Source organism: Streptomyces sp. NPDC048481, from assembly GCF_043200075.1.
Classification (GTDB): domain Bacteria; phylum Actinomycetota; class Actinomycetes; order Streptomycetales; family Streptomycetaceae; genus Streptomyces.
Map to the genome: position 1 here is coordinate 913695 of NZ_JBICXC010000002.1, position 26040 is coordinate 939734.

The following is a 26040-nucleotide window of genomic DNA, read 5'->3' on the forward strand; positions in this document are numbered from 1 at the left end:
CGGAACGGTCGGCGGCCCTCGCGGGTCGGCCGAGCGCCACCGGCCGTCCGCACGCTCGGAAGGTCAGACGGTCAGACCTCGAACCAGGAGATCGAGCAGCGCGCACACGAACAGGGCGATCCCGATGAACCCGTTGACGGAGAAGAACGCCCTGTTCAGGCGGGACAGGTCGTGCGGGCGGACGATCGTGTGCTCGTACACGAACGCGCCCGCGACGATCAGCAGCCCCAGCCAGAAGAACGCGCCCGCGCCGGTCGCCAGCGCGTACCAGACGAGCAGCGCGGTCGTCACGGCGTGGCAGACGCGCGCGCCCCGGATCGCCGCCGGGATGCCGAACCGGGCCGGGACCGACATGACGCCGGTCTCCCGGTCGGTGTCGACGTCCTGGCAGGCGTAGATCAGGTCGAAGCCGCCGATCCAGACGCCGACGGCGAGACCGAGGATCACCGCGTCCCAGGACCACTCGCCGGTGATCGCCAGCCAGCCGCCGATCGGGCCCATCGCCTGGGCCAGACCCAGGATGGCCTGCGGGAAGTTCGTGAACCGCTTGCCGTAGGGGTAGACGACCATCGGGACGACGGCGATGGGGGCGAGCGCCAGACAGAGCGGGTTGAGCAGGGCCGCCGAGCCGAGGAAGACGGCGACGGCGATGAGCGCGCCGGTCCAGGCGTGCTTCACCGACATCGCGCCCGTGACCAGCTCGCGCTGCGCGGTGCGCGGATTGCGGGCGTCGATCTCGCGGTCGATGATCCGGTTGACCGCCATGGCGAACGTGCGCAGGCCCACCATGCAGACGGTGACCAGCAGCAGCCGGCCCCAGTGGATGTTGCCGTCCAGCTCGAACATCGCCGTGAGGGCGGCGATGTAGGCGAAGGGCAGCGCGAAGACCGAGTGCTCGATCATCACCAGGCGCAGGAACGCCTTCGTGCGTCCCGGCTGCTGCGGGAGCGCTGCGGATGCGGAGCTCACAGCCCGTACTCCTTCCAGCGGCGGTCCACCCTGGCCGCCGTCTCCGGGTCGGACAGGACCATCTCGGGCCAGCCGCCGTCGCGCGTGTACCCCTCCTCGGGCCATTTGCGCGTCGCGTCGATGCCCGCCTTGCCGCCCCAGAACTGCTGGTAGGAGGCGTGGTCCAGGTGGTCGACGGGCCCTTCGACGATCGACAGGTCGCGGGCGTAGTCGGTGTTGCCCAGCGCCCGCCAGGCGACCTCGTGCAGGTCGTGGACGTCGCAGTCGGCGTCGACGACCACGATCAGCTTGGTCAGCGACATCATGTGCGCGCCCCAGACCGCGTGCATGACCTTCTGCGCGTGCTTGGGGTACTTCTTGTCGATCGAGACGATCGCGCAGTTGTGGAAGCCGCCCGCCTCGGGCAGGTGGTAGTCCACGATGTCCGGGACGATGATCTTGAGCAGGGGCAGGAAGAACCGCTCCGTGGCCCGCCCCAGCGGACCGTCCTCGGTCGGCGGCCGGCCGACCACGATCGACTGGAGCAGCGGCCGCTTACGCATCGTCACGCAGTCGATGGTCAGGGCGGGGAACGGCTCCTGCGGGGTGTAGAAGCCGGTGTGGTCCCCGAAGGGCCCTTCCGGGAGCATCTCGCCGGGCTCCAGCCAGCCCTCGATGACGACCTCCGCCTGCGCCGGCACCTGAAGCGGGACGGTCTTGCAGTCGACCATCTCGATGCGCTTGCCGGCGAGGAACCCGGCGAACAGGTACTCGTCGATGTCGCCGGGCAGCGGCGCGGTGGAGGCGTACGTCACCGCGGGCGGGCAGCCGAAGGCGATCGCCACGGGCAGTTTCTCGCCCTTGCGGGCGGCGACCTGGTAGTGGTTGCGGCTGTCCTTGTGGATCTGCCAGTGCATGCCGATCGTGCGCTTGTCGTGGCGCTGGAGCCGGTAGAGCCCGAGGTTGCGGATTCCGCTCTCCGGGTCCTTGGTGTGCGTCAGGCCCAGGTTGAAGAAGGAGCCGCCGTCCTGCGGCCAGGTGAAGAGGGCGGGCAGGGCGTCCAGGTCGACGTCGTCGCCGTGCAGCACGACCTCCTGGACGGGCGCGTCCTGGGCCTTCACCTTCTTCGGCGGCACGTGCGTCATCGCGCCCAGCTTGCCGAACGCCTCGCGCACTCCGACGAAGCCCTGCGGCAGCTCGGGCCGCAGCAGACCGCCGATCTTGTCGCTGATCTCCGCGTACGACTTCAGCCCGAGGGCCTTCAGCAGCCGCCGGTCGGTGCCGAACACGTTCATCGCGAGGGGCATGCTGGACCCCTTCACGTTCTCGAAGAGCAACGCGGGGCCGCCGGACTTCTGGACCCGGTCGACGATCTCCCCGACCTCCAGATACGGATCGACCTCGGCCTTGACGCGCTTGAGGTCGCCTTCGCGTTCCAGTGCCCTGAGCAGGGAACGAAGATCGTCGTAAGCCATGTGTCCCAGTATCGCCGAGGGCCCCCTCTCTCCCGACGCCCGCCCCTGTCTTCCTGCCGGGGGTCCGGTGGCCGTCCCCCGGAGCGGCACGGCGGCCACCCGCTACCCTGACCCCGTCACCGGGGCCGTCCCCGCCCCCTCACCGCGTTCTGGGAGAACCCGCCACCATGCTCAGGTATCTGCCGTTCCTGCTGGTCCTGGCGCTGTGGATCTACGCCTTCATCGACTGCCTGAACACCCCCGAGGAGGAGGTGCGCGGGCTGCCGAAGGTGGTCTGGGTGATCATCATCCTGCTCTTCGGCGAGGTGCTGGTCGGCCCCGTCGCCTGGCTGGTCGCCGGAAGGCAGCGGCACGCGCCGGCGGGCGGCTCCACGCCGTCGCAGTGGCACCGCAGCCACCGCACCGAGTTCGTCGCGCCGGACGACAATCCCGAGTTCCTCAAGTCCCTCAGGGACGAGAACAAGAAGGACGAGAGACTCCTCAAGGACTGGGAGGCCGACCTGCGCCGCCGCGAGGACGAGCTCAAGCGCCGCGAGTCGGGCGAGGAGCCTCAGCCTCCGCAGGGCTGAGACCCGATCTGCCAGGTCCGCAGTTTCTCCGGGTTCCGCACCGCCCAGATGTGTCTGATGCGGCCGCCCGCGATCCCGAACGCGAACACGGTCGCGATCTCGCCGTCCTGTCGCGCCACCAGGCCGGGCACCCCGTTGACGGTGCACTCCAGGAACGTCCTGCCGTCGCCCGCCACGCGGGCGATCCTGGCGTAGGCCCGCGCGATCCGCTCAGCGCCCACGATCGGTTGCAGGTGGGTGACGGCCAGCCCGCCGCCGTCGGCGGTCGCGGTGGCTTCGGGGTCGAGCAGGCCGATCAGGGCGTCGATGTCCTTGGCCTCCCACGCCGCCCTGAACTGCCTGACGATGCGGGCCTGTTCGGCGTCCGGCCCCTCGGGGGCCGCCGCGCTGCGGACGCGGCGACGGGCGGACGAGGCCAGCTGGCGGCACGCCGCCGGGGTGCGGCCGACGATCTCGGCGACCTCGCCGAAGGGGTAGCGGAAGACGTCGTGCAGGACGAACGCGACGCGCTCGGCCGGGGTCATCGCGTCGAGGACGACCAGGAAGGCCATCGTCACCGACTCGTCGAGGGTGATCCGGTCGACCGGGTCGGTCCCTCCGGCGCCGGAGTGCCCGGTGATCCACTCCGTGGGCTCGGGCAGCGGTTCCGGGATCCAGTCACCCACGTACGTCTCCCGCCTGACCCGCGCCGAACCGAGCAGGTTCAGGCAGATGCGGCCGGCGACCGTCGTCAGCCAGGCCCCGGGCGACTCGACGGCCCGCTGTTCCGTCGCGGACATGGCGTACCAGCGGGCGTAGGTCTCCTGGACGACGTCCTCGGCGTCGGCGAGGGACCCGAGGAGCCGATAGGCGAGATTCATCAGCCGGCGCCGCTCGCTCATGTTCGCGCCCAGGCCCGGGTCGCTCCGGTCGTCGCCGGGCCCGCCTGCGGTGGTCATGTCCGGCCGTCTCCCTCGCTCGTCCTCGCGCCTGCGCGCCTCCACCCGTTACGACAGGACAGCCCTCCGGAATGTGAGGTCGGCGCCCGCCTCACATTCAGGAGGGCTGCGCTGTCGTAACGGTGAGGACGACGACAAGACGGAGGAGAGGCTCGATGAACGACTTCCAGGCCATCGCGGACCGCGTCGAGATCGAGGCGCTGCGCGGCGAGTTCACCGACGCGGCGATGATGCGCGACCGGCCCCGCCTGGCGTCGCTGTTCACACCGGACGGCGCCCTGCGCATGCCGAACATCCCCGTCGAGCAGGTCGGCCGCGAGGAGATCCTCGCCGGGGGCGAGCGGCTCCAGAGCCAGTGGGACTTCTTCGTGCAGACCACGCACCCCGGCACCATCGTGCTCGACGGCGACACCGCGACCGGCCGCGCCTACATCCAGGAACTGGCGCGCGCTCTCGACGGGCGGCAGGGCCTGAACTACGCCGTCTACCACGACCGTTACCAGCGCACCGCGGAGGGCTGGAAGTTCGCCGAGCGGGTGTACGAGGTCAGGTACCTCGACACGTCCCCCCTGGCGGGCACGGCCCCCCGATCGGCCCGAGGCTCCGGGACCGGCCCGGCGAAGGCCACTGCCGCCCCGGCTCCGGCAGCGTCCTTCGCGGACCCCGCGCCGGCCGAACGACTGGAGCGGGCAGCGGCCGCGCTGCGGGCGGGCGGCTTCGCCGCCGAGATCCTCGACGACGCCGCGGCCGCGCGCGCCCGCGTCGGGGACCTGCTCCCCGAGGGCGCCGTCGTGCTCACCGGCGCCAGCGAGACGCTCCGGCTGTCCGGCATCGACGACGACGTCAACACCGGCGGCCGGTACGACGCCGTCAGGCCGCGCGTCCTGGCCGTCGACCGCGCCACCGGGGCCGACGAGATCCGCAGGCTGCTCGCCGCCCCCGAATACGTCGTCAACAGCGTCGCCGCGGTCACCGAGACCGGGTCGCTCGTCCTCGCCTCCGGCAGCGGCAGCCAACTCCCCGCCAACGCGGGCGGCGCGGCCCACGCGGTCTGGGTCGTCGGCGCGCAGAAGGTGGTGCCCGATCTGGACACGGCGCTGCGCCGTGTCCAGGAACACGTCCTCCCGCTGGAGAACGTCCGCGCCCAGGCGGTGTACGGCAGGCCCAGCGCGGTGAACCGCCTGCTCGTTCTCAACGCGGAGCCCCAGCCGGGGCGCGCCACCGTGCTGCTTCTGCGGGAGGCCATCGGATACTGACGGGAGGCGGTCAGCTGGGACGGCCGACGGCGTCCACGAACGCGGCCCAGGCGCTCCGCGCGACGACGATGACCGGACCGTCGGTCACCTTGCTGTCACGGACGGGGACGGCGGACATGAACCCGGGGGCGACTTCTAGGCAGTTGCCGCCGTTCTCGCCGCTGTAGCTGCTCTTGATCCAGGTCGCCGCGCTGAGTTCGAACCTGTTCATGATGGCCGTACCCCTCCATCGCGTCGCTGATCAGAACGACGGACTCGCGGGCCGACAGAACGTCCGCCCTGAGCACATCATAGGTGCGGCTATGGCTGGCGAAGACGGCCGGATCGTCATTGAAATGCCCGCGATCCACCGACTCCGAGTACACCCATCGATGGCCGTTGGGCAGCTCGATCAGCGACATCGACACATTGGGCCGCAAAAGCTCCGGGAAGTCCGCCGGGGCCACCTGAATGCGGATATTGGCGCGTCGACCGGCCTCCAAAAGATGCGCGCACTGGTCCCGCATGATCGCCGAGCCCCCCACGACGTGGCGCAGGCAGCTTTCGTCCAGTACGACGACGTACAACGGGCCGCCATCGGTCAGGAACCGCTGCTGACGACTCAGCCGAGCCCGTACGCGCTCCTCTACTTCGCGGCCGCTCGTCACACGTGAGAACAGAGCGTGCGCATACTCCGGGGTTTGCAACATGCCTGGCATCACGCGTTCTTGGTACTCCCAGAGCGACACCGCCTCCGCGTCCATCTCTGCTCGACGCCTGAACCAGTCCGGGTGCTCCACCTGCGGGTACCAGTCCACCCGGCCCCACAACCGCCCCAACGCCCCGCCCGTGCACAGCACTTCGTCACACTTCTTGGCGAACGGCTCCTGTGGGACGCGCGTCCCTGCCTCCACCCTCGCCACCAGCGACCGGTCGCACGGGATCGCCTTCGCCAGCGCGTCCTGTGTCAGCAGGGCACCCTCGCGGAAGTGGCGCACCAGTTCGCCGAACAGGGCGGCGTTGGTCGTCACGGTGGTCGTCCCCCTCTGTGACAGGCGTTCACTGGCACGCGCCGGACATTGATACGCACCGTGCCCGCACGCGACGCTCGACACACCCAGAGTCACGAAGTCGGTACGGAGAGGGCACGGACGGGCATGACCGAAAGCACCGAGAACCAGTTCGAAACGGGAACGGTCGTCTACGACCCCGCCTCGGACACCGTCGGCGAGTACCAGGGCCAGGCCGGCCCGTACGCGCTGCTGCGTCCGCTCGGCGGGGGCCGCGAGTGGGAGGCCCTCCCGCAGTCGCTTCGTGCGGCCACCCCCGGCGAACGCCTCAGCGCGGCCGTCCGCGCCGCCAACTCCCGTTCGTTCCAGGGCGTGTGGGAGCCCCTCTCCCCCGCTCCACCCGTCCGGGACTGCGCGGCCTGCGCCGATCTGGCCGCCCTCCGGGACGATGCCCGCGCCCGGCACGACGGCAGCGCCGAGACCGACGCGGACGTCCTGCTGCGCCGTCACCAACGCCGTTACCACGCAGCCCTGTTGGGGCTTCGGGGGTATCCGCTCGAACCCGACGTCTCGGCCGGGGCGGAGTACGAGACGTCCTGCACCGAGTGCGGGGCAGGGTCCGGCGCGCGGCCTCGCGCGGCCGAGGTGGAGGAGTGGCAGCACGGGCACACGCGTGACACCGGGCATGCCCGGTACCGCCGTACGGTCACCGACTACGCGGTGCTCGGCTGCCGGTGACCGCGGCCGCGGGGCCGCGCGGCGGAGCCCGCGGGCAATTCGGTGGCGGGGTCCGGCTGCCGCTGCTACCTTTCCGGTGGCCGTGCGAGAGAAAGAGGAGGTGGTACCCGTGAACACAGCGACTACATGGGTGCTCTCCTCCGGGGTCACGGTCGGGCGATAGGTCGTCCGGGAGCGCCGTTCCTCAGCTCTCCCGAAAGGCACGACCATGCGTTTCACCTCTGAACAGCGTCTCGACGACGGCGTCCTCGAACGCGACTTCACCCTCGGCGACATCCCCGGCGTCCTCTGGACGCCCGCGTCCGCCTCCCCGTCCGCACCGGTGCCGCTGATCCTGCTCGGCCACCCGGGCGGACTGGACCGGATGCGTCCCCGGCTGGCTGCCCGGGCCCGGCACTCCGCGGCGGAGGGCTTCGCCTCGGCCACCGTCGAACTCCCCGGCAGCGGTGAGCGGCCCCGCTCCGCCGACGTCGAGCAGGCCCGCGCCGACCTGCGGCGCGCGCTGGAGGCCGGCGAGCCGGTCTCCGACGACATCGTCGACCGGCTCGTCCTCCCGCTGGTCGACAGGGCGGTCCCCGAATGGCGGGCCCTCCTGGACGCCGTGCTCGCGCTGCCCGGGCTCGACGGCCCGGTCGGCTACTCGGGCGGAATCATCTCCATCGGCGTCCGGCTGGCCCTGATCGAGCCACGGGTCTCGGCCGCGGTCCTCTTCGCCGGGAGCTACGTGCCCCGGATCATGTTCGAGGAGGCCCGGCAGGTCACCGTCCCGCTGCACGTCCTCTTGCAGTGGGACGACGAGGGCAACGACCGGCAGGCCGCCCTGGACCTGTTCGACGCCTTCGGCTCCAAGGAAAAGACGCTGAACGCCAACATGGGCGGGCACACCGGCGTCCCGCAGCACGCGGGCGAGGCGGCGGCCCGGTTCTTGACCCGCCATCTGAAGGGCTGACGGGGGGCGGGGCCGTCCGGCGGCGGCACGACGGACGCCGGACGGCCCCGGCCGACAGGCCATGGGGAGGCGAGCGGGGCGTTCCCCGACGAGGCGGCGGCCGGTCAGACGCCGATGTCCTCGTTCCAGAGCGCGGGGTTCCGCTCGATGAACCCGCGCATCATCGCGACGCATTCGGCGTCGTCCAGGAGCACGATCTGCACACCGTGCCCGGCCAGCCAGTCGTGGCCACCGTGGAAGGTGGCCGCCTCCCCGACGACCACCCGCGAGATCCCGAACTGGCGCACCAGGCCCGAGCAGTACCAGCACGGGGAGAGCGTCGTGACCATCGTCGTGCCGCGGTACGAGCGCTGCCGGCCCGCCGCGCGGAACGCGGCCGTCTCCGCGTGCACGGAGGGATCGTCGTCCTGCACGCGCCGGTTGCGGCCGCGGCCCAGGAGCGTGCCGTCCGCGCCGAACAGGGCCGCGCCGACCGGGATGCCGCCCTCGGCGAGACCGGCCCGCGCCTCGGCGACGGCGGTGGCGAGCCAGGTCCGTGCCGTCGCCCGATCCAGGAGTTCCACGTCCTCATGCTGGTGCCACGGGCGGCGCGAGGCAAGGCGACCCACCCGGCCGGGGCCGCCGCCGCCCCCGGCGCGGGCCCTAACGGCCCCGCCGAGGCGGCCACTTGGGCGGTCGGTAGCCTGAGCCGGTCATCTCGGGCTCGTGGGAGGAACGTTCATGGTTGCTGCTCCGGTACTGGCGGAGCTGCGGGAGGTCTGCCAGCCGCAGGCCAAGCTGGCGAGCCGCAACGGCGAACACTGGGCGGGCCGGCTGTACATGCGCCGGGTCTCCCTGCGGTTCACCCGCCAGCTGGTGCGCACCCGGGTCACCCCGGACCAGCTGACCTGGACGATGGTGGTGTGCGGGGTGCTGTCCGGGGCGGCGCTGCTGATCCCGGGCCTGGCCGGGGCCCTCCTGGCCGCCCTCCTCATGCAGCTCTTCCTGCTCTTCGACTGCGTGGACGGCGAGGTCGCCCGCTGGAAGGGCCAGAACAGCGCGTCCGGCATCTACGTGGACCGGCTCGGCGCGTATCTCGCCGACGCGGCGCTGATGACCGGCTTCGGCTTCCGTGCGGCCGAGTCCGGGCTCGGCGGCTGGGCGGGGTTCAACGGCTGGGTGTCCCTGGGCCTGGCGACCGCGCTGGGCGTCGTGCTGCTGAAGGCGTCGACCGACCTGGTGGACGTGGCACGCGCCCGGCGGGGGCTCGCGGTCGCCGACGACGAGGCGGCCGCGCCGCGCTCGCAGGGTGTCGCGTCGGTGCGCCGGCTGGCCGCCGCGTTCAAGATCCACCGGGTGACCAACGGCATCGAGGCGTCCCTGGTCCTCCTCGCCGTGGCGTTCGCCGACGCGGCCACCGGTTCCGTCGGCCCGACCCGCTGGGCGCTGGCCGCGATCGCCGTCGTCACGTGGCTGATGGTCCCGGCGCACCTGCTGTCGATCCTGTCGTCGTCCCGGCTGCGCTGACGGCGTCCTGGTCCTCCATGCCGTCCAGGCGGTCCAGGCAGGCGTGCAGACGGCCCGCTCCCGCGAGCATCGCGCGGGTGCGGGCCGTCAGCGTCCGCCCGCGCCTTCCGCACGGCGGGACGGCCCGTGGAGCCGGTACCGCGTCCCGCGCTCGCGCGGCGGTACGACCAGCCCGGCCGTCACCCACACCCGCAGCGCCGACGTCCGCACGCCGAGCAGCCGGGCCGCCTGCCCGATCCGCAGCCTGTCCTCCGCTCCCGTCCCGCCGGCCCCGGAGGCCCGGCCGGTGGCTTGCAGGGCGGCCCGTTCCCCGTGCAGCCCGGCATGGGCTCGTCGACGAGGGCGAGCACCGTCCGTACGGCGAAGGCCGGTTCCCGTGATCCAGGTCGCTGGTCGCGGGAACCGGCCTTCGCCGTCGGGCCGTGGTGGGGACGTCCTGTGCTGTCAGACTCCCGCGTACGAGTGCTTGCCCGTCACGAAGATGTTGACGCCGTAGTAGTTGAACAGCCAGCAGCCGAAGGCGACCAGGGCCAGGTAGGCGGCCTTGCGGCCCTTCCAGCCGGCCGTGGCGCGGGCGTGCAGGTAGCCGGCGTAGGCGACCCAGGTGATGAAGGACCAGGTCTCCTTGGGGTCCCAGCCCCAGTAGCGGCCCCACGCGTCGCCCGCCCAGATCGCGCCCGCGATGATCGTGAACGTCCACAGCGGGAAGACGGCCGCGTTGACGCGGTAGGCGAACTTGTCGAGGGAGGCGGAGGCGGGCAGACGGTCCAGGACCGAGTGGGCGAACGCGCCCGGCTTGCCGCCGCTCGCGAGCTTGTTCTCGTAGGCGTCCTTGAACAGGTACAGGATCGTGGCGACCGCGCCGACGTAGAACACCGCGCCGCAGAAGATCGCGGTGGAGACGTGGATGTAGAGCCAGTACGAGTGCAGGGCGGGGACGAGCTGGTCGCTCGCCGTGTACAGGACCGTCACCGCGAGGCCGAGGTCCAGCAGGACCGTGGTGATCAGGAACAGGCCGAGCCAGCGCACGTTCTTGCGCAGCGCCAGCAGGGCGAGGTAGACGCCGACGGCCACCGTGGAGAACGTGATGTTGAACTCGTACATGTTGCCCCACGGCGCGCGCTGCACCGAGGCCGCGCGGGCGACCACGCCGACGAGTTCGACGAGGAACGCGAGGACCGTGAGCGAGATCGCGATCCGGCCGTACATGTCGCCCTGCTCGTCGCCGCCGTGCGCGCCGGGCCCGTCCGGCACGTCCCGCGCGCCCGCCGTGGAACGCACGACGATCTGCGGCCGCTCCAGGACGGCCGTCCCGCCGTTCTGCCTGACGGTGACGGCCGGACCCGCGCCGGCGCCCGCCTTCGCCCCGGCGGTGAGCGCGGCCGCGGTGCGGCCGACCTTGCTGCGGCTGCCGAAGAGCCATTCGGCGATGTACGCGAAGAAGGCCAGGGTGTAGACGGCCATCGCGGAGTAGATCAGCGTGTTGCTGATGCTCGCGAGATGCTCGTTGGTGGCGGTGGCCAGCTCTGTTGCGGCGGCGAGAGTCATTTCTCAGCCCCTTCGGCAGGTACGGCTTGGGAGTCGGGGGAATCCGTGGGACCGGGGTCGGGGGCCCCGGGAGCCTGGTCGTACAGGATCCCGGCGAGGTCGCCGAGTTCCTCGGGCACCTTGGCGGACTCGCTGCGGCCGAGGCCGGCCATCTCGACGACGGTCACCCCGTCGGGGCCCTTCACCGCGCGCACCCACACGCGGCGGCGCTGGATGAACAGGGAGCCGGCCAGACCGAAGATCGCGACGAGGGCGCCGGTGAGCGCCCAGCCGCTCGCGGGCTGCTGGGTGACCTGGAAGTTCGCCCACTGCCTGGTGCCCTCGTAGGTGACCGTGCCGGCCCCGCCGGGCAGGGTCATGGTCTCGCCGGGCCTGAGGTTGTCCCTCAGCTGCGCGCCCTTGGCGTCCTTGAACGCCTTCATGTGGGTCTTGTCGATCTGGTACACGCTCTTCGGGATGCCCGCGTCGACGCCGAGGTCGCCGTGGTACGGCGTCAGGTTCAGCACCGGGTTGCCGAGCGCCGGGAACGTCGAGGCCGTCTCCATGCCCTTGGTGTAGGTCGGCAGGAAGAACGCCGAGATGCCGAGCTGCTCGGTGACGCCCTTGGCGTTGCGGTAGCCGTCGAGGACCCGGACGACGCCGGTGGAGGTGACGTTGGAGTCGAGCGGCAGCAGCGGCACGGCGTCGCTGTACACGACCTCGCCCTTGCCGTCGCGGACGGTGATGACGGGCGCGTAGCCGTGGGCGGTGAGGTAGACCTTCGAGTCGGCGATCTCCAGCGGGTGGTTGACCTTGACGACGGCCTTCCGGTCCTTGCCGTAGGCGCCCACGCTGTAGGTGAGGGCGGCCTGGTAGGTGCGCGGGGTGCCGGTGTTGGGGCCGGACGTCTCGTAGGTGCCGGTGAACTTGTCCAGGGTGAAGCTGAACGGGTTCAGGTCGTCGGTGTCGAAGAGGCTGCCGGACTTGAAGTCGTTGTACTGGGTGAGGGTGTTGGAGAACCCGTCGCCCTCGACGACCAGCTTGTTGCCCTCGGCCTTGAAGAGCTGGCCCCAGGCGAAGGCGACCAGCATCACGATCAGCGCGATGTGGAAGGCGAGGTTGCCGACCTCGCGGGTGTAGCCCTTCTCGGCGGCGACGGAGTCCCCGGCGAGGTGGGAGCGGAAGCGGCGCTTCTTCAGCAGGGCGAGCGCGGCCTCGCGGACCTGCTCGGGCTCGGCCCCGGTGCGCCAGGTGGTGTAGGCGGGCAGCCGGGTCAGGCGCCCCGGCGCGCGGGGCGGGCGGCTGCGCAGCTGGCCGACGAACTGCCAGGTGCGGGGCACGATGCAGCCGATGAGGGAGACGAACAGCAGGATGTAGACCGCGGAGAACCACACCGAGCTGTACACGTGGAAGAGGCCGAGCTTGTCGTAGACCGGCGCGAGGGTCCCGTGGGCCGCGCGGAAGTCGGCGACCTTGGTCTCGTCGGTGCCGGTCTGCGGGATGAGCGAGCCGGGGATCGCGCCGAGCGCCAGCAGCAGCAGGAGCAGCAGCGCGACCCGCATGGAGGTCAGCTGCCGCCAGAACCAGCGGGCCCAGCCGATCACCCCGAGGCCGGGGGCGCTCGCGAGGGTGTCGACGGGGGCCGTGGACAGCTGGGAGCCGGCCGCGCCGAGTTCCTGCTCGTCGGAGGCGGGGGCCTCGGCCGGCCCGCTGGGCGTGGTCTTGCTCATGGATCAGATCCCCACATCGAAACCGGCGGACCAGGACTGCACGTCCTGCACGAGACGATCCCACGCACCGGTCAGCAGCATGACGCCGGTCAGGATCATCATGGTGCCGCCGATCCGCAGCACCCAGACATAGTGCCGCTTGACCCAGCCGAAGGCGCCGAGCGCCTTGCGGAAGGCGACGGCGGCGAGGACGAACGGCACGCCGAGGCCGACGCAGTAGGCGACGGTCAGCAGGGCGCCGCGGCCGGCGCTGCCCTGCTGGGAGGAGAGGGCCAGCACGGAGGCGAGGGTGGGGCCGATGCACGGCACCCAGCCGATGCCGAACAGGGCGCCCAGCACCGGGGCGCCGACGAGGCCGGTCACGGGCCGCTTGTGGATGCGGAACTCGCGCTGGGTCATCCAGGGCATCAGGCCCATGAAGAAGGCGCCCATGACGATCATGAGGACGCCGAGCACCTTGGACAGCACGTCCTGGTTGGCCCGCAGGGTGTCGCCGAAGTAGCCGAACAGGGCCCCGCTGGAGACGAACACCAAGGTGAAGCCGAGGACGAAGAGCGAGGCTCCGGCGACCATCCGCCCGCGGCGGGCGTCGGCCAGGTCGGTTCCGGCGACGCCGGTGACGTACGAGAGGTAGCCGGGGACGAGCGGCAGGACGCAGGGCGAGAAGAAGGAGACGAGACCGCCGAGGAGGGCGATGGGGAGCGCGACCAGCAACGCGCCGTTGAGGACGGTGTCGTTGTAGCCGGTGGCGGCGAGCGTGGTGAGAGCGCTCACGTCACTTCTCCGCGAGGACGGGGGAGATCATCGAGCGCAGCTTCTCCTCGCTGAGCGCGGCCAGCGAGCGGGCGGCGATCTTGCCCTTGCGGTCTATGACCAGCGTGGACGGGATGGCCTGGAGGCTGAGGGTGCCCTTCTTGAACCGCAGCAGCAGCTTGCCCTTGGGGTCGGACAGGCTGGGGTAGGTGATGCCCTGCTGCTTCTCGAAGGCCAGGGCGTTCTTGTTGCTGGTGTCGAGGGTGTTGATGCCGACGAACTGCACGCCCCGACCCTTGAGGTCGGCGGAGACCTTCTGGAAGCCCGGCGCCTCGGCCCGGCACGGGGAGCACCAGGACCCCCACACGTTGAGGACGACGACCTTGCCCCGGTAGCTCTTGATGTCGAGCTGTCCGCCGGCGACGGTCTTGCCGGACAGGTCGGGGGCCTCGTCCCGCTTGCCCGGCTCGACGGTGGAGATGCCGTCCTTGCCCATCACGAAGTTGGTGTCACCGCCGCCTCCGGAGGCGCCCCCGGAGGTGCAGGCGGAGAGCAGCAGTGCGGCGACGGCCCCGCCGGCCGCCGTGGTAAGGGCGGCACGGCGCGGGCGGACCCGGGCGGACGAGCGCGTAAGGGCGCGGCTGGCGGCACTCATGTGAAAAGTTTCGCATGCCCGTTCTGGGGATCTTGCCCGCCCCCCTTTCGGGGGGAGAACCGCATTTCAGGCGGCGCTCGGGGATGTGCTCGCGCCGGCGCCGCCCGTGCCGCCGGTGCTGCCGGCGGTGGCGCCCGCGGACGTGCCGGCGGTGGCGGAGCCCGCGGCGAGGAACGTCTTCCAGCCGCCGGCGGGCTGCTGTCCGACCTCCAGGGTGCGCAGCTTGTCGAGGATCTCCGGCTTCTGGACGTCGATCCAGTCCACGAACTGCCGGAAGGAGACCAGCCGCACGTCGGCGCCCTTCTCCTTCTCGCGCGCGATGTGCTTGAAGGCCTCCTCGACGGCGTCCATGTAGATGCCGCCGTTCCACTGCTCGAAGTGGTTTCCTATGAAGAACGGCGCCCGGTTCGACTCGTATGCCCGCTTGAATCCCTGTATGTACGCCTGGGAGGCCTGCTTCCGCCAGCCCGGGTAGTTGTGGGCGGGCGCCTTGGTCGAGTTGATCGACTGGTTGGCGAGGATGTTGTAGTCCATGGACAGCACCTGGAAGCTGTGCCCGGGGAACGGTATGGCCTGGAGCGGCAGGTCCCATATGCCCTGCTTCTTCTTGGGCCAGACCTGGTTGCCGCCGGGCGAGGAGGCGTCGTAGCGCCAGCCGAGCGTGCGGGCGGTGGTCAGCAGGTTGTCCTGGCCCAGCAGACAGGGCGTGCGGCCGCCGACGAGTTCCTTGTCGTAGTCGAAGGGCAGCGAGGGCAGGTCGGTCCAGCCGGTGTTGGTCCGCCACTCCTTCACGAACTTCTTCGCCTGGTCTATCTCGCTGCGCCACTGCGCGGGCGTCCACTTGCCGACCGAGCCGTGCCCCTCGCCGCAGAAGTGGCCGTTGAAGTGGGTGCCTATCTCGTGCCCTTCGAGCCAGGCGCGGCGCACGTTCGCGAGCGTGGCCTTCACGTGGTCGTCGGAGAGGTAGCCGATGTCGGAGGCGCCGCGCGGGTTGTTCGGCGGGTCGTAGAGCCGCTTCTTCGACTCGGGCAGCAGGTACAGCCCCGAGAGGAAGAACGTCATGCTCGCGCCGTGCTCCTTGGCGAGGTCGAGGAAGCGCGGGAAGAGCCCGTTGCCGACCTCGCCCGCGCCGTCCCAGGAGAAGACGACGAACTGGGGCGGCTCCTGACCGGCCTCCAGCGGCACGGGCTTGGCGGGCTGGTGGGGCTGCTTGCCGGTGAACGACGTCGAGCCGTCGCCTATCGGACGGGCGGACGCCTTCGGCTTCGGGCCGCCGGAGGAGTCCTTGCCGTGGCCGGAACCGCCCTTGCCGGACGGCTCGTCCGAACCCGTGAGGCCGCCGCAGCCCACGAGTCCTGCGGCAGCGGCGGCACCGGCGCCGAGTCCGAGTGCTCCCCTTCGGGTGATGGCGCGCATGGCAACCCCGTTCGTCACGTTCTCTGGTGGGCACGTCACCCATTCAGAGGACATGACGAACGAGGAGGTTCCGCCAATACGTCCGGATTCCGTAACAGAGCGGTCGATTCAGGCCGCTGATCGGTCATCCGGTTTCGGTCGTGACTGGGCGAGCGGAGCCTACGCCCCGAACGCCTTGCCGCCGCCGGGGGCCCGTCCCTTCACCGGCTTGGCGCCCGCGCGGAGGTGAGCGGGCACCAGGTCGATGGCGGGCTCGGTGTACCCCACGGACACGATCCGGTCGCCCCGGTACGTGAACGTCGTCAGCGACGCGAGCGTGCACTGCCGCTTGCGCGGGTCGTGCCACAGCCGCCGCCGCTCGACATAGGACCGCACGGTCCAGATCGGCAGCTGGTGGCTGACGAGGACCGCCTCGTGACCGCGGGCCGCGTCCCTGGCCGCGTCCAGCGCGCCCATCATCCGCACGACCTGGTCGATGTACGGCTCGCCCCAGGACGGCCGCAGCGGGTTGACGAGGTGCTTCCAGTTCTCCGGCCTGCGCAGCGCCCCGTCCCCCACGCCGAACGTCTTGCCCTGGAAGACGTTCTCCGCCTCGATCAGCCGGGCGTCCGTGCCCAGGTCCAGGCCGTGCGCCTTGGCGATCGGGGTGGCCGTCTCCTGCGCCCGCTCCAGCGGCGAGGCGACGACGTGCGTGACGTCACGGGAGGCGAGGTGCTCGGCCACCCGGTCGGCCATCCGCCGGCCCAGGTCGGACAGGTGGTAGCCGTCGAGACGGCCGTAGAGGACCCCGTCGGGGTTGTGCACCTCGCCGTGCCGCATGAGGTGGACGACGGTGATGTCCTGGCCGGCGTCGTTCTTGTCGAAGGTGCTCATTCCGCGGTGGCCTCCGCAGCCGCTCGGGCCGCCGCCGGAAGGGCGTCGGCGATTCTCTGGACGGCCGCGTCGTCGTGGGCCGTGGACACGAACCAGGACTCGAAGGACGACGGCGGCAGATAGACGCCGTCCGCCAGCAGCGAGTGGAAGAAGGCGGTGTAGCGGAACGACTCCTGCGTCCTGGCGTCGTCGTAGTCGCGCACCGGCCGGTCCGTGAAGAAGACGGAGAACATGTTGGAGGCGCTCTGGAGCGTGTGCGCCACGCCCTCCTTGGCCAGCGCGCCGGACACCAGCGCCTGGATCTGCTCGGACACGGCGTCCACCCTGGCGTACGCGGCGTCGTCGAGGAGCCGGAGCTGCGCGAGACCGGCGGCCGTGGCGACCGGGTTCCCCGAGAGCGTGCCGGCCTGGTAGACCGGCCCGGCGGGCGCGAGGTGCGCCATCACGTCGGCGCGCCCGCCGAACGCGGCCGCGGGGAAGCCGCCGCCCATCACCTTCCCGAAGGTCATGAGGTCCGGCCGCACCCCGTCGATCCCGAACCAGCCCGCGCGCGAGGTCCGGAACCCGGTCATGACCTCGTCCGAGATGAACAGCGCGCCGTTGGTGGCGCACGCGTCCTTGAGGCCCTGGTTGAAGCCGGGCATCGGCGGCACGACGCCCATGTTGCCCGGCGACGCCTCGGTGATCACACAGGCGATCTCGCCCGGATGCCGGTGGAAGGCCTCGTGCACGGCCTCCAGGTCGTTGTACGGCAGGACGATGGTGTCGCCGGCCTGGGCGCCCGTGACACCGGGGGTGTCGGGCAGCGCGAAGGTGGCGACGCCGGACCCCGCGGCGGCGAGCAGCGAGTCGACGTGCCCGTGGTAGCAGCCGGCGAACTTGATCACCTTGGAGCGCCGGGTGAAGCCGCGGGCGAGCCGGATCGCGGACATGGTGGCCTCGGTGCCACTGGAGACCAGCCGCACCTGCTCCACCGGCTCCACCCGGGCCACGATCTCCTCGGCGAGCGCGACCTCGCCCTCGCCGGGCGTGCCGAAGGACGTGCCGCGCGAGACGGCTTCCTGCACGGCCGCGATGACCTCGGGGTGCGAGTGCCCAAGGATCATGGGCCCCCAGGAGCAGACGAGGTCGACGTACTCGCGCCCGTCGGCGTCCGTCAGATACGGGCCGGCGCCGGACACCATGAACCGGGGCGTTCCGCCCACGGCGCGGAACGCGCGCACCGGCGAGTTCACCCCGCCCGGCGTGACGGCGGACGCACGGTCGAACAACGCCTGCGAGAGGGGCGCATCGTATGAATAGGGCAGTTCGCTCATGACCTGCGGCTTCTCCGACCTTTTCCGACTTGCTGGACTCCGGTTGCCAGTGCCCTCCCAGGGTAGGCCAGCGCCCCTCGCGACCCACGGGGGCCGTGCGGGGCGTCCCGCCCCTACTGACCGCACGGCCAGTCCCTTCCTGCCGCCCGCCGCGCGCCCGCTCCGCCGCCCGCGCGGCCGGCCCCTCCGCCATCTGCGAAACTGAGTCGGAACGGGCCTGACAGACGTAGCTCTCTGCGACCGTGTGTCGAGGGGCTGCGAAGATCCTGCGGACAGGTGTTTCACCGCACGTTTCGGCGAGCGGCCGTGGGGGAGGTCACTGACACGATGATCGGGTTGCGCGGCGGGGGCCACGCGTCCTAGAAAAGCAGTCGGGTGGAGATATGCATCGCGGTGGCGGACTGGGCGAGGGGACTGACGACCTGGGTCCTCGACGTGCCCGGCGGGGAAGGCACCGGCGCGACGCGGAGGAAGTCAACGAAGCCCGGCAGACGCAGGCACAGGGTGTACCGAGTGAACCCGAGCGGGTCGACCGGCGAGTCGACCAGCGGGTCGACCGCCTTGGGGCGGGGAGCGGGAACGGTGGTCGGGTGGGGGTGACGTACAAGTACTTCGGCGCGCCCGACGGCGCCACGGCGGCCCGCGTCCCGATCTCGATGCGCCCCGAGGAGCTCGGCGGCGACGAGCTGGGCATGAACGGCATGTTCACCAAGATCAAGCCGGAGACGATGGCCGCGATGGTGCTGACCGGCATCGAAGGCGTCCCCCTCCACAAGGTGCCCCCGCTGGAGCTGGTCGTCCTCCACCCCGACTACGCCGTCGTCAAGCTCCCCATGACGGTCGTCGACCCCCTGCGCGACATCGGCGAGGAAGCGGTCGGCGCGGCGGCCTTCATCTGGTCCACGGTCCCCGACCGCGGCGGCCCCCGCGACGCCTTCAACGTCTACCAGCTCCTGCACGAATGGCAGGACTTCTCGCACCGGCTGCACGAGGCGGGACACCAGCCGTACTGCCTGGTGTGGCCCTGACGCGGACCGGTCCGGCGGCTCCCCCCGCGGCCGGGCGACGGTGGCGGTGGGGCCTGCTCGCCTTCGCGGTGCTGGCCGGACTGCTGGCCATGCACGCCCTGGCGCCCGGCGGGGTCGGGCACGGGCACCCGGGCAGCCGCACCGCCGCCGGTCATGCCGTCGCACAGAACGCGGCCGTCGAACAGACCGCGGCCCTCGCGGTGAACGCGGCCGGCACGGTCGGCGTGCACGACGACTGCGCCGGGGACGGCGGGGACTGCGGCGGCGGACATCTCCATCACGCCGACGCGACCTGCGCGGCGGCCGCGGTGAGCGGAGCGCCCGCGCTGCCCGCCCTCGTCCCCGACCCCGTGGCCGGCCGCGCACCGGCCGCGCCGCTGCGCCCCCGCGCGGACGGCGCCCCCGACGGCGCCCGCGCGCCGCCCACGCAGGCGGAACTCCAGCTCCTGCGGATCTAGACACCGCACCGCGTCGCCCGTACGACGACGCGGTGCCCCTCGGCACGTCCGGATCCGTTTCCCCGGCACAACAGGAGCTTCAGCATGCGCACCACCCGTTCCCTGACCCGCCGCGCGACCCTGGCGGCCGTCTGCGCCGCCGCCGCGCTCACCCTCGCCGCCTGCGGGACGGGCGGCGACGGCGAGGCGTCGTCCGCCCCGGCCGCCCCGTCGTCCTCGTCCGCCGCCGCCGACGCGCACAACCGGCAGGACGTGTCCTTCGCGCAGGGCATGATCCCGCACCACCGGCAGGCCCTGGAGATGGCGGAGCTGGCCGCCGGCCGCACCGCTTCCGCCCAGGTCGAGGACCTCGCCTCGCGCATCGAGAAGGCGCAGAACCCGGAGATCACGGCCATGAGCGGCTGGCTGACCGCGTGGGGCGAGAAGGTCCCGGCGAAGTCCGGCTCCATGGCCGGGTCGATGCCCGGCATGGACCACTCGGGCGGGACGGCGATGCCCGGCATGATGGGCGCCGCCGACATGGACCGCCTCACGAAGGCGTCCGGCAAGGAGTTCGACACCCTGTTCCTGACCATGATGGTCCGCCACCACCAGGGCGCCGTCGACATGGCAGCCGTCGAGAAGAGCAAGGGCGCCTACGGTCCGGCCAGGACCATGGCCGGCTCCGTCGTCACCGCGCAGACCGCCGAGATCGCGGAGATGAACCGGATCCTCGGCAAGCGCTGACCCGCGCAGGCCGGGGAGGGAGCGGCGTGCGGCCCTTGTGGCCCGCGCCGGTCCCTCCCCGGACGGGAGCGGGCGGATAGCCTCGTTGCGAAATGTCCGGGTTCGGTGGGGTATCCCGCCGGATCGACGAGCCGAGGAGGCCCCCATCGCCGGGACGCGACCGGAGGCGCCCGCCGCGCCCGCCGCGAGTCAGCCGCCGGAGGCCGATCTGCTGCGGACGATGCTGCGCCGGCCCGAATACCTCAAGGCGCTCGTGTTCTGCGGCCTGATCGGCGTTCCCGTGGCCCTGATCGCCTTCTGGTTCCTCGTGGTGCTCGACCAGCTGGAGCGGCTGATCTGGACGGACTGGCCCGAGGACCTGGGCTGGACACGGGCCCCGTGGTGGTGGGGCTTCCCCCTGCTGGCGGTGGCAGGCGCGGTCGTGGGGCTGGTGGTCTCACGGCTGCCCGGGCGGGGCGGGCACATCCCCGCGGGCGGACTGCACTCCGGCGGGGCCGATGACAGGGCGCTGCCCGGGGTGCTCGTCGCCGCGCTCGTCGGGCTGCCGCTCGGCGCGGTGCTCGGCCCGGAGGCGCCGCTGATCGCCCTGGGCGGCGGCCTCGCCCTGCTCTTCGCGCGGTTCGCGCGGGCCCCGCGGACGGAGGCGGGCACCGCCCTGCTCGGGGCGGCCGGCGCCGCCGCGGCGGTCTCCGCGCTCTTCGGCAATCCGCTGGTGGGCGCGGTCCTGCTGATGGAGGTGGCCGGGGTCGGCGGACCGCAGCTGTTCGCGGTGATGCTGCCGGTGCTGCTCGCCAGCGGGGTCGGCGACCTGGTCTTCACCGGGTTCGTCCGCTGGACGGGCCTGCACACCGGCAGCCTCGACATCGGCTTGCCCACGCCGCCGCCGCTGGACTGGGCGGACATCCTCTGGACGCTGCTGATCGCCCCGGCCCTCGCGTTCCTGATCCACTGGATCTTCGTGGCCGGACGGCTCACCGCCGGTTTCGTGACGTCGTGGACGGTGCGCACCACCACGCTGTGCGCGCTCGGCGCGGCCGGCTGCACCGCCCTCTACTCCGTCTCCACCGGCCGCTCCCCCGCCGAGGCCGCCCTGTCCGGCGAGAACGCCCTGGCCGCTCTGGCGCGGGACGCGGCCGCCTGGTCGGTTGGCGCGCTCGTGGCGGTGCTGGTGTTCAAGGGGCTCGCCTACGCGCTCTGTCTCGGCAGCCTGCGCGGCGGCCCCGTGTTTCCCGCGCTGTTCCTCGGCGGGGCGGCCGGCGCCCTCCTCGCGCCGCTGCCCGGTCTCGGCCTGGTGCCGGCGATGGCGGCCGGGATGGCGGCGTCCGTCACGGCGGCCCTGCGGCTGCCCGTCAGCGGCGCGGTGCTGGTCGTGCTGCTGCTGGGCAACGTGGACACGGTGGCGCTCGTGGTGCTCGCGACGGTGGTGTCCTTCGCGGTGACGCAGCTGCTTCCGCAGGGGCCGGACATCCCGGCGTTCGGCGGCCCCGCGGCGAGCGGGCCGGCGGTCAGCGGGCCGCCAGCCGGTCGAGGGCCTCGTCCAGGGTCGTCGCGGCCATGATGAGCGACAGATGGGTGAACGCCTGCGGGAAATTGCCCAGTTGCTCGCCGCTGGGGCCGATCTCCTCCGCGAACAGCCCGACGTGGTTGGCGTAGGTATGCATCTTCTCGAAGGTGTAGCGGGCCTGCGGGAGACGGTCGGCCCGTGCCAGGGCGTCGACGTACAGGAAGGTGCACAGGCTGAAGGTGCCCTCCGAGCCGCGCAGTCCGTCGGGTGAGGCGGCCGGGTCGTAGCGGTAGACGAGGCTGTCCGAGACGAGCCGGCGGTCGATGGCGTCCAGCGTCGACAGCCAGCCGGGGCTGCGCGGCGCGATGAAGCCCACGCGGGGCGCGAGCAGCAGCGAGGCGTCCAGGACGTCGCCGCCGTAGTGCTGGACCAGCGCCTGCTTCTCCTCGCTCCAGCCGCGCTCCATGACCTGTTCGAGGATCGCGTCGCGGGCCCGGATCCAGCGCTGGGTGTCGCCCGGCCGCCGGAACTCCTCCACGAGCTTGACGCAGTTGTCGAAGGCGGCCCAGCACATCACCCGGCTGTAGGTGAAGTCCTTGCGGCCGCCGCGGGTCTCCCAGATGCCCTCGTCGGGGCGGTCCCAGTGGTCCGAGAGCCAGTCCATCAGGCGGGCCAGGCCCCGCCAGCCGTGGTAGCCCACCTGCCGGCCGATCTGCTCGATGCCCTCGGACATGGCGTAGAGGGCCTCGCCGTAGATGTCGAGCTGGAGTTGCTCGGTGGCCGCGTTGCCGGCGCGCACCGGACGTGAGCCGCGGTAGCCCTCGAAGTGGTCGAGGGTCTCCTCCGTCAGGCAGGGGTCCCCGTCGACCCGGTACATGATCTGCAACGGCTCCCCGGTCGCGCCCTCCCGGGCCGCGAGCCGCTCCCCCAGCCAGTGCACGAACTGGTCGGCCTCCTCCACGAAGCCCAGGTCCAGCAGGGCCCGCACCGACAGCGAGCCGTCGCGCACCCACGTGTAGCGGTAGTCCCAGTTGCGTTCGCCGCCCACCTGCTCGGGCAGCCCCATGGTCGCGGCGGCGACCGGGGCGCCGGTCGGGGCGTAGGTGAGCAGCTTGAGGGTGATGGCCGAGCGGTTCACCATGTCCGGCCAGCGGCCGCGGTAGCGGGACGTGCGCACCCAGCGCTGCCAGAAGTCGATGTCGTCCCACATCTGCGCGGTGAGCGAGTCCGCGGTCGGCGGGGGCGGGGCCTCACCGTCGGGGTCGCAGACGGTGAAGACGGCGGCCGCCGACCGGCCGGCTTCCAGGGTGACCGTGCCCCGCACGTCGCGCCCGTCCCGCTCCAGCGGGAACGTGGCCTGGAGATACGCGGTCGCGGCCGGGGCGCGGAAGACCGCGCTCGCCACCGTCCCGCCGCCCCCGCCTCCGCCGCCGTCCCCGCCGCTTCCACCGTCCCCGCCGCTTCCTCCGGGCCGGCCGTTCGCGCCGGTCAGGTCGAGGGTGTGATCGCTGCGGGCGTAGTCGAAGCGCGGACGGCACTCCAGGGCGAAGCGCACGGTGCCGCGCACGGTCCGCACGATCCGCACCACCGTGTGCCGGTCCGACGGCGTCCGGGCGCGGATGACGGGCATGTGGTCGATGACCTCGCCGACCCCGTCCGGGGAGAGGAAACGCGTCACCACCACGGCGCTGTCCGGGTAGTAGATCTGACGGCGCGTCATCTCGCCGTGGAGGGGCGCGAACAGGAAGTGGCCGCCGCCGTCGTGGTCCAGCAGGGACGCGAAGACGCTGGGCGAGTCGAAGCGCGGGGCCGCGAACCAGTCGATCACCCCCTCCGACGTCACCAGCGCGGCCGTCTGGAGGTCCCCGATCAGCCCGTGCTCGGCGATGGGCGGGTAACGGTCCATCATGGTCTCCCTCTGGTCGCCGACGTCGTCTCACGCCGACCGGGCGGGGACGCGGCCCGCCCCGACCGCGTCGAGGAGGGCCCGGTGGTCCTTCTCGTTCTGGTCCGCGTACAGCTCGGCGAAGGCCGCGAGGGCCCGGTCGAAGACGTCGCCGCCGCCGAGGTAGGCGGCGATCGCGATGCGGTCGCCGGAACGGGCGTGGGCACGGGCCAGGGTCGCCCCGCACAGCCAGGCGAACAGGGACATCCGTTTCGGCGACATGTTCTCGGTCACGGCGATGCCTTTCATGTCCCTGAGCTGGCGGACGTAGAAGTCGCGGCGCCGGCCGTCGATGCCCGTGGTGCGCTCCCAGCCCAGGAAGATGTCGCTGGTCGCCTGCATCAGCCGCTGCCCGGCGACGACCCGCTCGCCCTGGGTGCGGAACCGGCAGGCGCCCGCGTAGGGGGCCAGCACGGACTCGTCGGCCTCCTTCGCCTGGAGGAACAGCGGGTCCTCGCCGTCCTTGCCGAGCAGCAGCACGATCCAGCAGCGGGTGCCGACGCTGCCCACGCCGACGACCTTGCGGGCGACGTCGGCGACGCGGTAGGTCTCCAGCAGGAAGCGGCGGTCCGACTGAAGCGACCGGCTGTACCGCTCGACGAGACGGCTGATCTCGGTCTCCAGCGCGCCGCTCTCCGCCTTCGGCAGCAGGCTCTCCAGTCGGACCAGGAGGGGCGGGTCGTCGGCGATCCTGCGCTGTCCGCCGACGACGTGGGTGAGCTTTTCGAAGACCTGGAGCGTGTCGCGCGAGCGGGCCTTCTCGCGGGTGGCGTCCCAGCGCCGGCGGGTGTCGGCGTCCAGGCGGGGTGCGAACGCCTCCTGCAGTCCGTCCGCCTCGAAGCGGGTGTACCAGACCGCCAGATTGCCCATGCCGGCGAACTCCCGCATCCGCTCGCGGTACGAGCGCACCCCCGTGCGCACCACCGAGGCCCGTTCCTTGGCGCTGAAGCCATTGGCGCGGCCCGCGATGACCAGGCTCGCCGCGAGCCGCTTGACGTCCCACTCCCACGGGCCCGGCAGGGTCTCGTCGAAGTCGTTGATGTCGAACATCAGCCGCCGCTCCGGGGAGGCCAGCAGCCGGAAGTTCAGCAGGTGCGCGTCGCCGCAGCACTGGACCCGGATCCCGGTGCGGGGCGTTCCGGCGAGGTCCGCGGCCATGATGGCGGCGGCTCCCCGGTAGAAGCGGAAGGGCGACTCGCTCATCCGCCCGTAGCGGATCGGCACGAGGTCGGGGAGCCTCTTCGCCGATTGCGCCTCGATGACGTCCACCGGGTCGGCGCGTCCGGGCGCCGGCGCGAACTCGGCGTGCGCGGACCTCGGCACCTCGGACCGGGCGGACTTGCCGCGATGGGCGCGCTCCTTCGGGGTGCGATGGCGCAGTTCGTGGCCGGTGGGGTGGTTCTCGCTCATGGCAGACGCTCCACGATGTGGTCGCCGGGGGGCGCGGGGAGCGGCCGTCGCCGCGGACGCCGTGCGGCGGCGGCCGGCGAACGCGCGCCCGGCCGGCGGATGGAGGAGTGGCCGGCGGGCACGAGCGCGGCCGGCGGGTTCACGGGTGGCCGGTGGGCTGAAGCGCGGCCGACGGTTTCACGCGTCCCGGGGCGGCCGAGGACCGGTCGGCCGCTGTCCGTCTTCCAACGTATCGCCGGTGGCGGGGGGCGGCGACCCGGGTCCGCCCAGGCGGCGCGCCACGGCGGGCTCTTGGGCGAAGACCGCTCCGGCCGTGATGCACAGCGTCATCGTCACGCACAGCGCGATGAGCCACGACAGCAGCGTGAAGACGGCGCCCAGCGAGCCGTACCGCTGGAGGCTGTGTTCCAGCGCTCTGGGCACGTACAGGTGCGCGGCCGAGGTGAGGACGCTCAGGGCGGTGCCGGCGAGGAGCGCGCCCGGCAGCAGCGGCAGCCACGGCACGCGCGAGGTGAGCAGAAGGTGCTGCGTCCACCACCACAGGCCGGTCTCGGCGATCAGCAGCAGCGGCAGGCCCAGCCACAGCCCGAGGCCGAAGCCGTCCCGCAGGGTGCCCTGCACCGCGATCATGACCAGCCAGGCGGGAAGCCACACGACCCAGCGCCAGGCGACGGACCGCGCGCCGGCCTTGGGGAGCCCCCAGGCCCGCTGGCAGAGCCGTTGCATGGCCCGGCTGCACGCGGTGGCCGAGATCAGCACCATCAGCCCGCTGACGACCCCGGTGGTCTGGCGCAGTTCGGTCGTGTCCCCCTCGAAGACCTGCTCCAGCTGCTGCTTGGCGTCCCCGGTCAGTCCGAAGACGTCGCTGACGGAGTCGACGAACTGCTCCCGCAGCGCCTGCGGGGCGATCGCCGCGGCCACGAACAGCAGCGGCACGGCGGTGAGGAACGTCTGCGCGGCCAGGCGGGTCGCGGAGTCCAGCACGTTGACCGAGATCAGATGCGTCATCAGATGCGTGATCACCGGGAAACGGCGCTCGGCCCGGGCCCGCAGCGCACGCGCCCGGGCCGCGACCGCCGCGCCCCGCGCCCGCCACCGCCCGCGGCGCGACGCGGACGCCGGACGGTCCCGTCGGGGGCGCGCGCCAGGCTGCATGCTGCCAGCGTGCCCGCAGCGGGCCCCCACGGCCCGTGGCGGAACCCCGGCGAGGGCCGAACGGGTGAGGCGCGCGGGGCGGGCGGAGGCCGGGGCACGGCAGCGCGGGCGGCCCGGGGCCCGCCCGCCGCGTGAAGTTGTGCGGCCCGGCTCCGCCGCCGACGATGAGGAGGTGA

At 72.2% G+C, this 26040-nt stretch carries 25 protein-coding genes and 1 pseudogene; 9 read left to right on the forward strand and 17 right to left on the reverse strand.

Annotation, left to right across the window (positions count from 1 at the left end):
• Positions 1-63 precede the first annotated feature (63 nt).
• Together mqnP and ACGFSH_RS10295 are read right to left on the reverse strand one after the other, a co-directional pair.
• Positions 64-969 carry a menaquinone biosynthesis prenyltransferase MqnP gene (mqnP, locus tag ACGFSH_RS10290; protein WP_393346791.1) on the reverse strand — a complete coding sequence of 302 codons (906 nt, stop codon included), beginning with the start codon at positions 967-969 and terminating at the stop codon, positions 64-66.
• Positions 966-2423 (reverse strand): menaquinone biosynthesis decarboxylase, encoded by a 1458-nt coding sequence (locus tag ACGFSH_RS10295; protein WP_393346793.1) that lies wholly within the window; start codon positions 2421-2423, stop codon positions 966-968. Before ACGFSH_RS10295 ends, mqnP begins: the two co-directional genes overlap by 4 nt.
• Positions 2424-2590: 167 nt before the next feature.
• On the opposite strand from ACGFSH_RS10295, the gene ACGFSH_RS10300 reads away from it, so the two are divergent.
• Positions 2591-2992 carry a PLD nuclease N-terminal domain-containing protein gene (locus ACGFSH_RS10300; protein ID WP_393346795.1) on the forward strand — a complete coding sequence of 134 codons (402 nt, stop codon included), beginning with the start codon at positions 2591-2593 and terminating at the stop codon, positions 2990-2992.
• Here the strand turns inward: ACGFSH_RS10300 and sigJ are convergent.
• On the reverse strand, positions 2974-3930 hold the full coding sequence (gene sigJ / locus ACGFSH_RS10305; protein ID WP_393346797.1) for an RNA polymerase sigma factor SigJ: 957 nt from the start codon (positions 3928-3930) through the stop codon (positions 2974-2976). The genes ACGFSH_RS10300 and sigJ overlap by 19 nt on opposite strands.
• 155 nt (positions 3931-4085) lie before the next feature.
• Here sigJ and ACGFSH_RS10310 point away from each other — a divergent pair, with 155 nt between their 5' ends.
• Positions 4086-5186 carry a nuclear transport factor 2 family protein gene (locus ACGFSH_RS10310; RefSeq protein ID WP_393346799.1) on the forward strand — a complete coding sequence of 367 codons (1101 nt, stop codon included), beginning with the start codon at positions 4086-4088 and terminating at the stop codon, positions 5184-5186.
• Positions 5187-5196: 10 nt separating this feature from the next.
• Here ACGFSH_RS10310 and ACGFSH_RS10315 read toward each other — a convergent pair.
• Positions 5197-5313 (reverse strand): annotated as a pseudogene (locus ACGFSH_RS10315) (DUF397 domain-containing protein); the annotation flags it as partial.
• Positions 5282-6196, reverse strand: a complete 915-nt coding sequence (locus tag ACGFSH_RS10320) for a Scr1 family TA system antitoxin-like transcriptional regulator (RefSeq protein ID WP_393346801.1) — start codon at positions 6194-6196, stop codon at positions 5282-5284. The gene ACGFSH_RS10320 and the pseudogene ACGFSH_RS10315, both read right to left, overlap by 32 nt.
• 126 nt (positions 6197-6322) lie before the next feature.
• Between ACGFSH_RS10320 and ACGFSH_RS10325 the strand changes: the two genes are divergently transcribed.
• A complete protein-coding gene (locus tag ACGFSH_RS10325) occupies positions 6323-6913 on the forward strand; it encodes a hypothetical protein (RefSeq protein ID WP_393346803.1) in 591 nt (196 codons plus the stop codon).
• 208 nt (positions 6914-7121) lie between these two features.
• Positions 7122-7862, forward strand: a complete 741-nt coding sequence (locus tag ACGFSH_RS10330) for a dienelactone hydrolase family protein (protein WP_393346805.1) — start codon at positions 7122-7124, stop codon at positions 7860-7862.
• A 104-nt stretch (positions 7863-7966) separates the two neighbouring features.
• Here the strand turns inward: ACGFSH_RS10330 and ACGFSH_RS10335 are convergent, their stop codons facing one another.
• A complete protein-coding gene (locus tag ACGFSH_RS10335; protein WP_393346806.1) occupies positions 7967-8425 on the reverse strand; it encodes a nucleoside deaminase in 459 nt (152 codons plus the stop codon).
• Positions 8426-8582: 157 nt separating this feature from the next.
• Between ACGFSH_RS10335 and ACGFSH_RS10340 the strand changes: the two genes are divergently transcribed.
• A complete protein-coding gene (locus tag ACGFSH_RS10340; protein ID WP_393346808.1) occupies positions 8583-9368 on the forward strand; it encodes a CDP-alcohol phosphatidyltransferase family protein in 786 nt (261 codons plus the stop codon).
• A gap of 87 nt (positions 9369-9455) precedes the next feature.
• On the opposite strand, the gene ACGFSH_RS10345 is transcribed toward ACGFSH_RS10340, so the two are convergent.
• The 8 genes from ACGFSH_RS10345 to hemL all read right to left on the reverse strand — a co-directional run bounded on the left by ACGFSH_RS10345 (position 9456) and on the right by hemL (position 17638).
• Positions 9456-9578: a hypothetical protein gene (locus ACGFSH_RS10345; protein ID WP_393346810.1), complete on the reverse strand. Its 123-nt coding sequence runs from the start codon at positions 9576-9578 to the stop codon at positions 9456-9458.
• Between the two features lie 234 nt (positions 9579-9812).
• Positions 9813-10916: a c-type cytochrome biogenesis protein CcsB gene (ccsB, locus tag ACGFSH_RS10350; RefSeq protein ID WP_393346812.1), complete on the reverse strand. Its 1104-nt coding sequence runs from the start codon at positions 10914-10916 to the stop codon at positions 9813-9815.
• Positions 10913-12625: a cytochrome c biogenesis protein ResB gene (locus tag ACGFSH_RS10355; protein ID WP_393346814.1), complete on the reverse strand. Its 1713-nt coding sequence runs from the start codon at positions 12623-12625 to the stop codon at positions 10913-10915. The genes ccsB and ACGFSH_RS10355 overlap by 4 nt, the downstream gene beginning before the upstream one ends.
• A 3-nt stretch (positions 12626-12628) precedes the next feature.
• Complete coding sequence (locus ACGFSH_RS10360) at positions 12629-13399, reverse strand: cytochrome c biogenesis CcdA family protein (RefSeq protein ID WP_393346816.1); 771 nt, start codon at positions 13397-13399, stop codon at positions 12629-12631.
• 1 nt (position 13400) lies between these two features.
• Positions 13401-14033, reverse strand: coding sequence for a TlpA family protein disulfide reductase (locus ACGFSH_RS10365; protein ID WP_393346818.1), 633 nt, complete (start codon positions 14031-14033; stop codon positions 13401-13403).
• Positions 14034-14099: 66 nt separating this feature from the next.
• Complete coding sequence (locus ACGFSH_RS10370) at positions 14100-15449, reverse strand: hypothetical protein (protein ID WP_393346821.1); 1350 nt, start codon at positions 15447-15449, stop codon at positions 14100-14102.
• A gap of 159 nt (positions 15450-15608) precedes the next feature.
• Positions 15609-16322, reverse strand: coding sequence for a histidine phosphatase family protein (locus ACGFSH_RS10375; protein WP_393346823.1), 714 nt, complete (start codon positions 16320-16322; stop codon positions 15609-15611).
• Positions 16319-17638: a glutamate-1-semialdehyde 2,1-aminomutase gene (gene hemL, locus ACGFSH_RS10380; protein WP_393346825.1), complete on the reverse strand. Its 1320-nt coding sequence runs from the start codon at positions 17636-17638 to the stop codon at positions 16319-16321. Before hemL ends, ACGFSH_RS10375 begins: the two co-directional genes overlap by 4 nt.
• Positions 17639-18228: 590 nt before the next feature.
• On the opposite strand from hemL, the gene ACGFSH_RS10385 reads away from it, so the two are divergent.
• The 4 genes from ACGFSH_RS10385 (at position 18229) to ACGFSH_RS10400 (ending at position 21408) form a co-directional block, all read left to right on the forward strand.
• Entirely contained in the window at positions 18229-18666 is a 438-nt protein-coding gene (locus ACGFSH_RS10385; RefSeq protein WP_010353923.1) for a hypothetical protein, read from the forward strand.
• A complete protein-coding gene (locus ACGFSH_RS10390; RefSeq protein WP_393346994.1) occupies positions 18663-19124 on the forward strand; it encodes a DUF6153 family protein in 462 nt (153 codons plus the stop codon). The genes ACGFSH_RS10385 and ACGFSH_RS10390 overlap by 4 nt, the downstream gene beginning before the upstream one ends.
• 84 nt (positions 19125-19208) lie before the next feature.
• On the forward strand, positions 19209-19850 hold the full coding sequence (locus tag ACGFSH_RS10395) for a DUF305 domain-containing protein (RefSeq protein WP_393346827.1): 642 nt from the start codon (positions 19209-19211) through the stop codon (positions 19848-19850).
• A 220-nt stretch (positions 19851-20070) separates the two neighbouring features.
• Positions 20071-21408 (forward strand): chloride channel protein, encoded by a 1338-nt coding sequence (locus tag ACGFSH_RS10400; protein WP_393346829.1) that lies wholly within the window; start codon positions 20071-20073, stop codon positions 21406-21408.
• On the opposite strand, the gene ACGFSH_RS10405 is transcribed toward ACGFSH_RS10400, so the two are convergent.
• From ACGFSH_RS10405 to ACGFSH_RS10415, 3 genes are all read right to left on the reverse strand, one after another.
• Positions 21356-23260, reverse strand: coding sequence for a glycoside hydrolase family 15 protein (locus tag ACGFSH_RS10405; protein WP_393346831.1), 1905 nt, complete (start codon positions 23258-23260; stop codon positions 21356-21358). The two genes, ACGFSH_RS10400 and ACGFSH_RS10405, sit on opposite strands and share 53 nt — an antisense overlap.
• Positions 23261-23290: 30 nt before the next feature.
• A complete protein-coding gene (locus tag ACGFSH_RS10410; RefSeq protein WP_393346833.1) occupies positions 23291-24709 on the reverse strand; it encodes a DUF2252 domain-containing protein in 1419 nt (472 codons plus the stop codon).
• 177 nt (positions 24710-24886) lie between these two features.
• Positions 24887-25864: a YhjD/YihY/BrkB family envelope integrity protein gene (locus ACGFSH_RS10415; RefSeq protein WP_393346835.1), complete on the reverse strand. Its 978-nt coding sequence runs from the start codon at positions 25862-25864 to the stop codon at positions 24887-24889.
• Positions 25865-26040 lie beyond the last annotated feature (176 nt).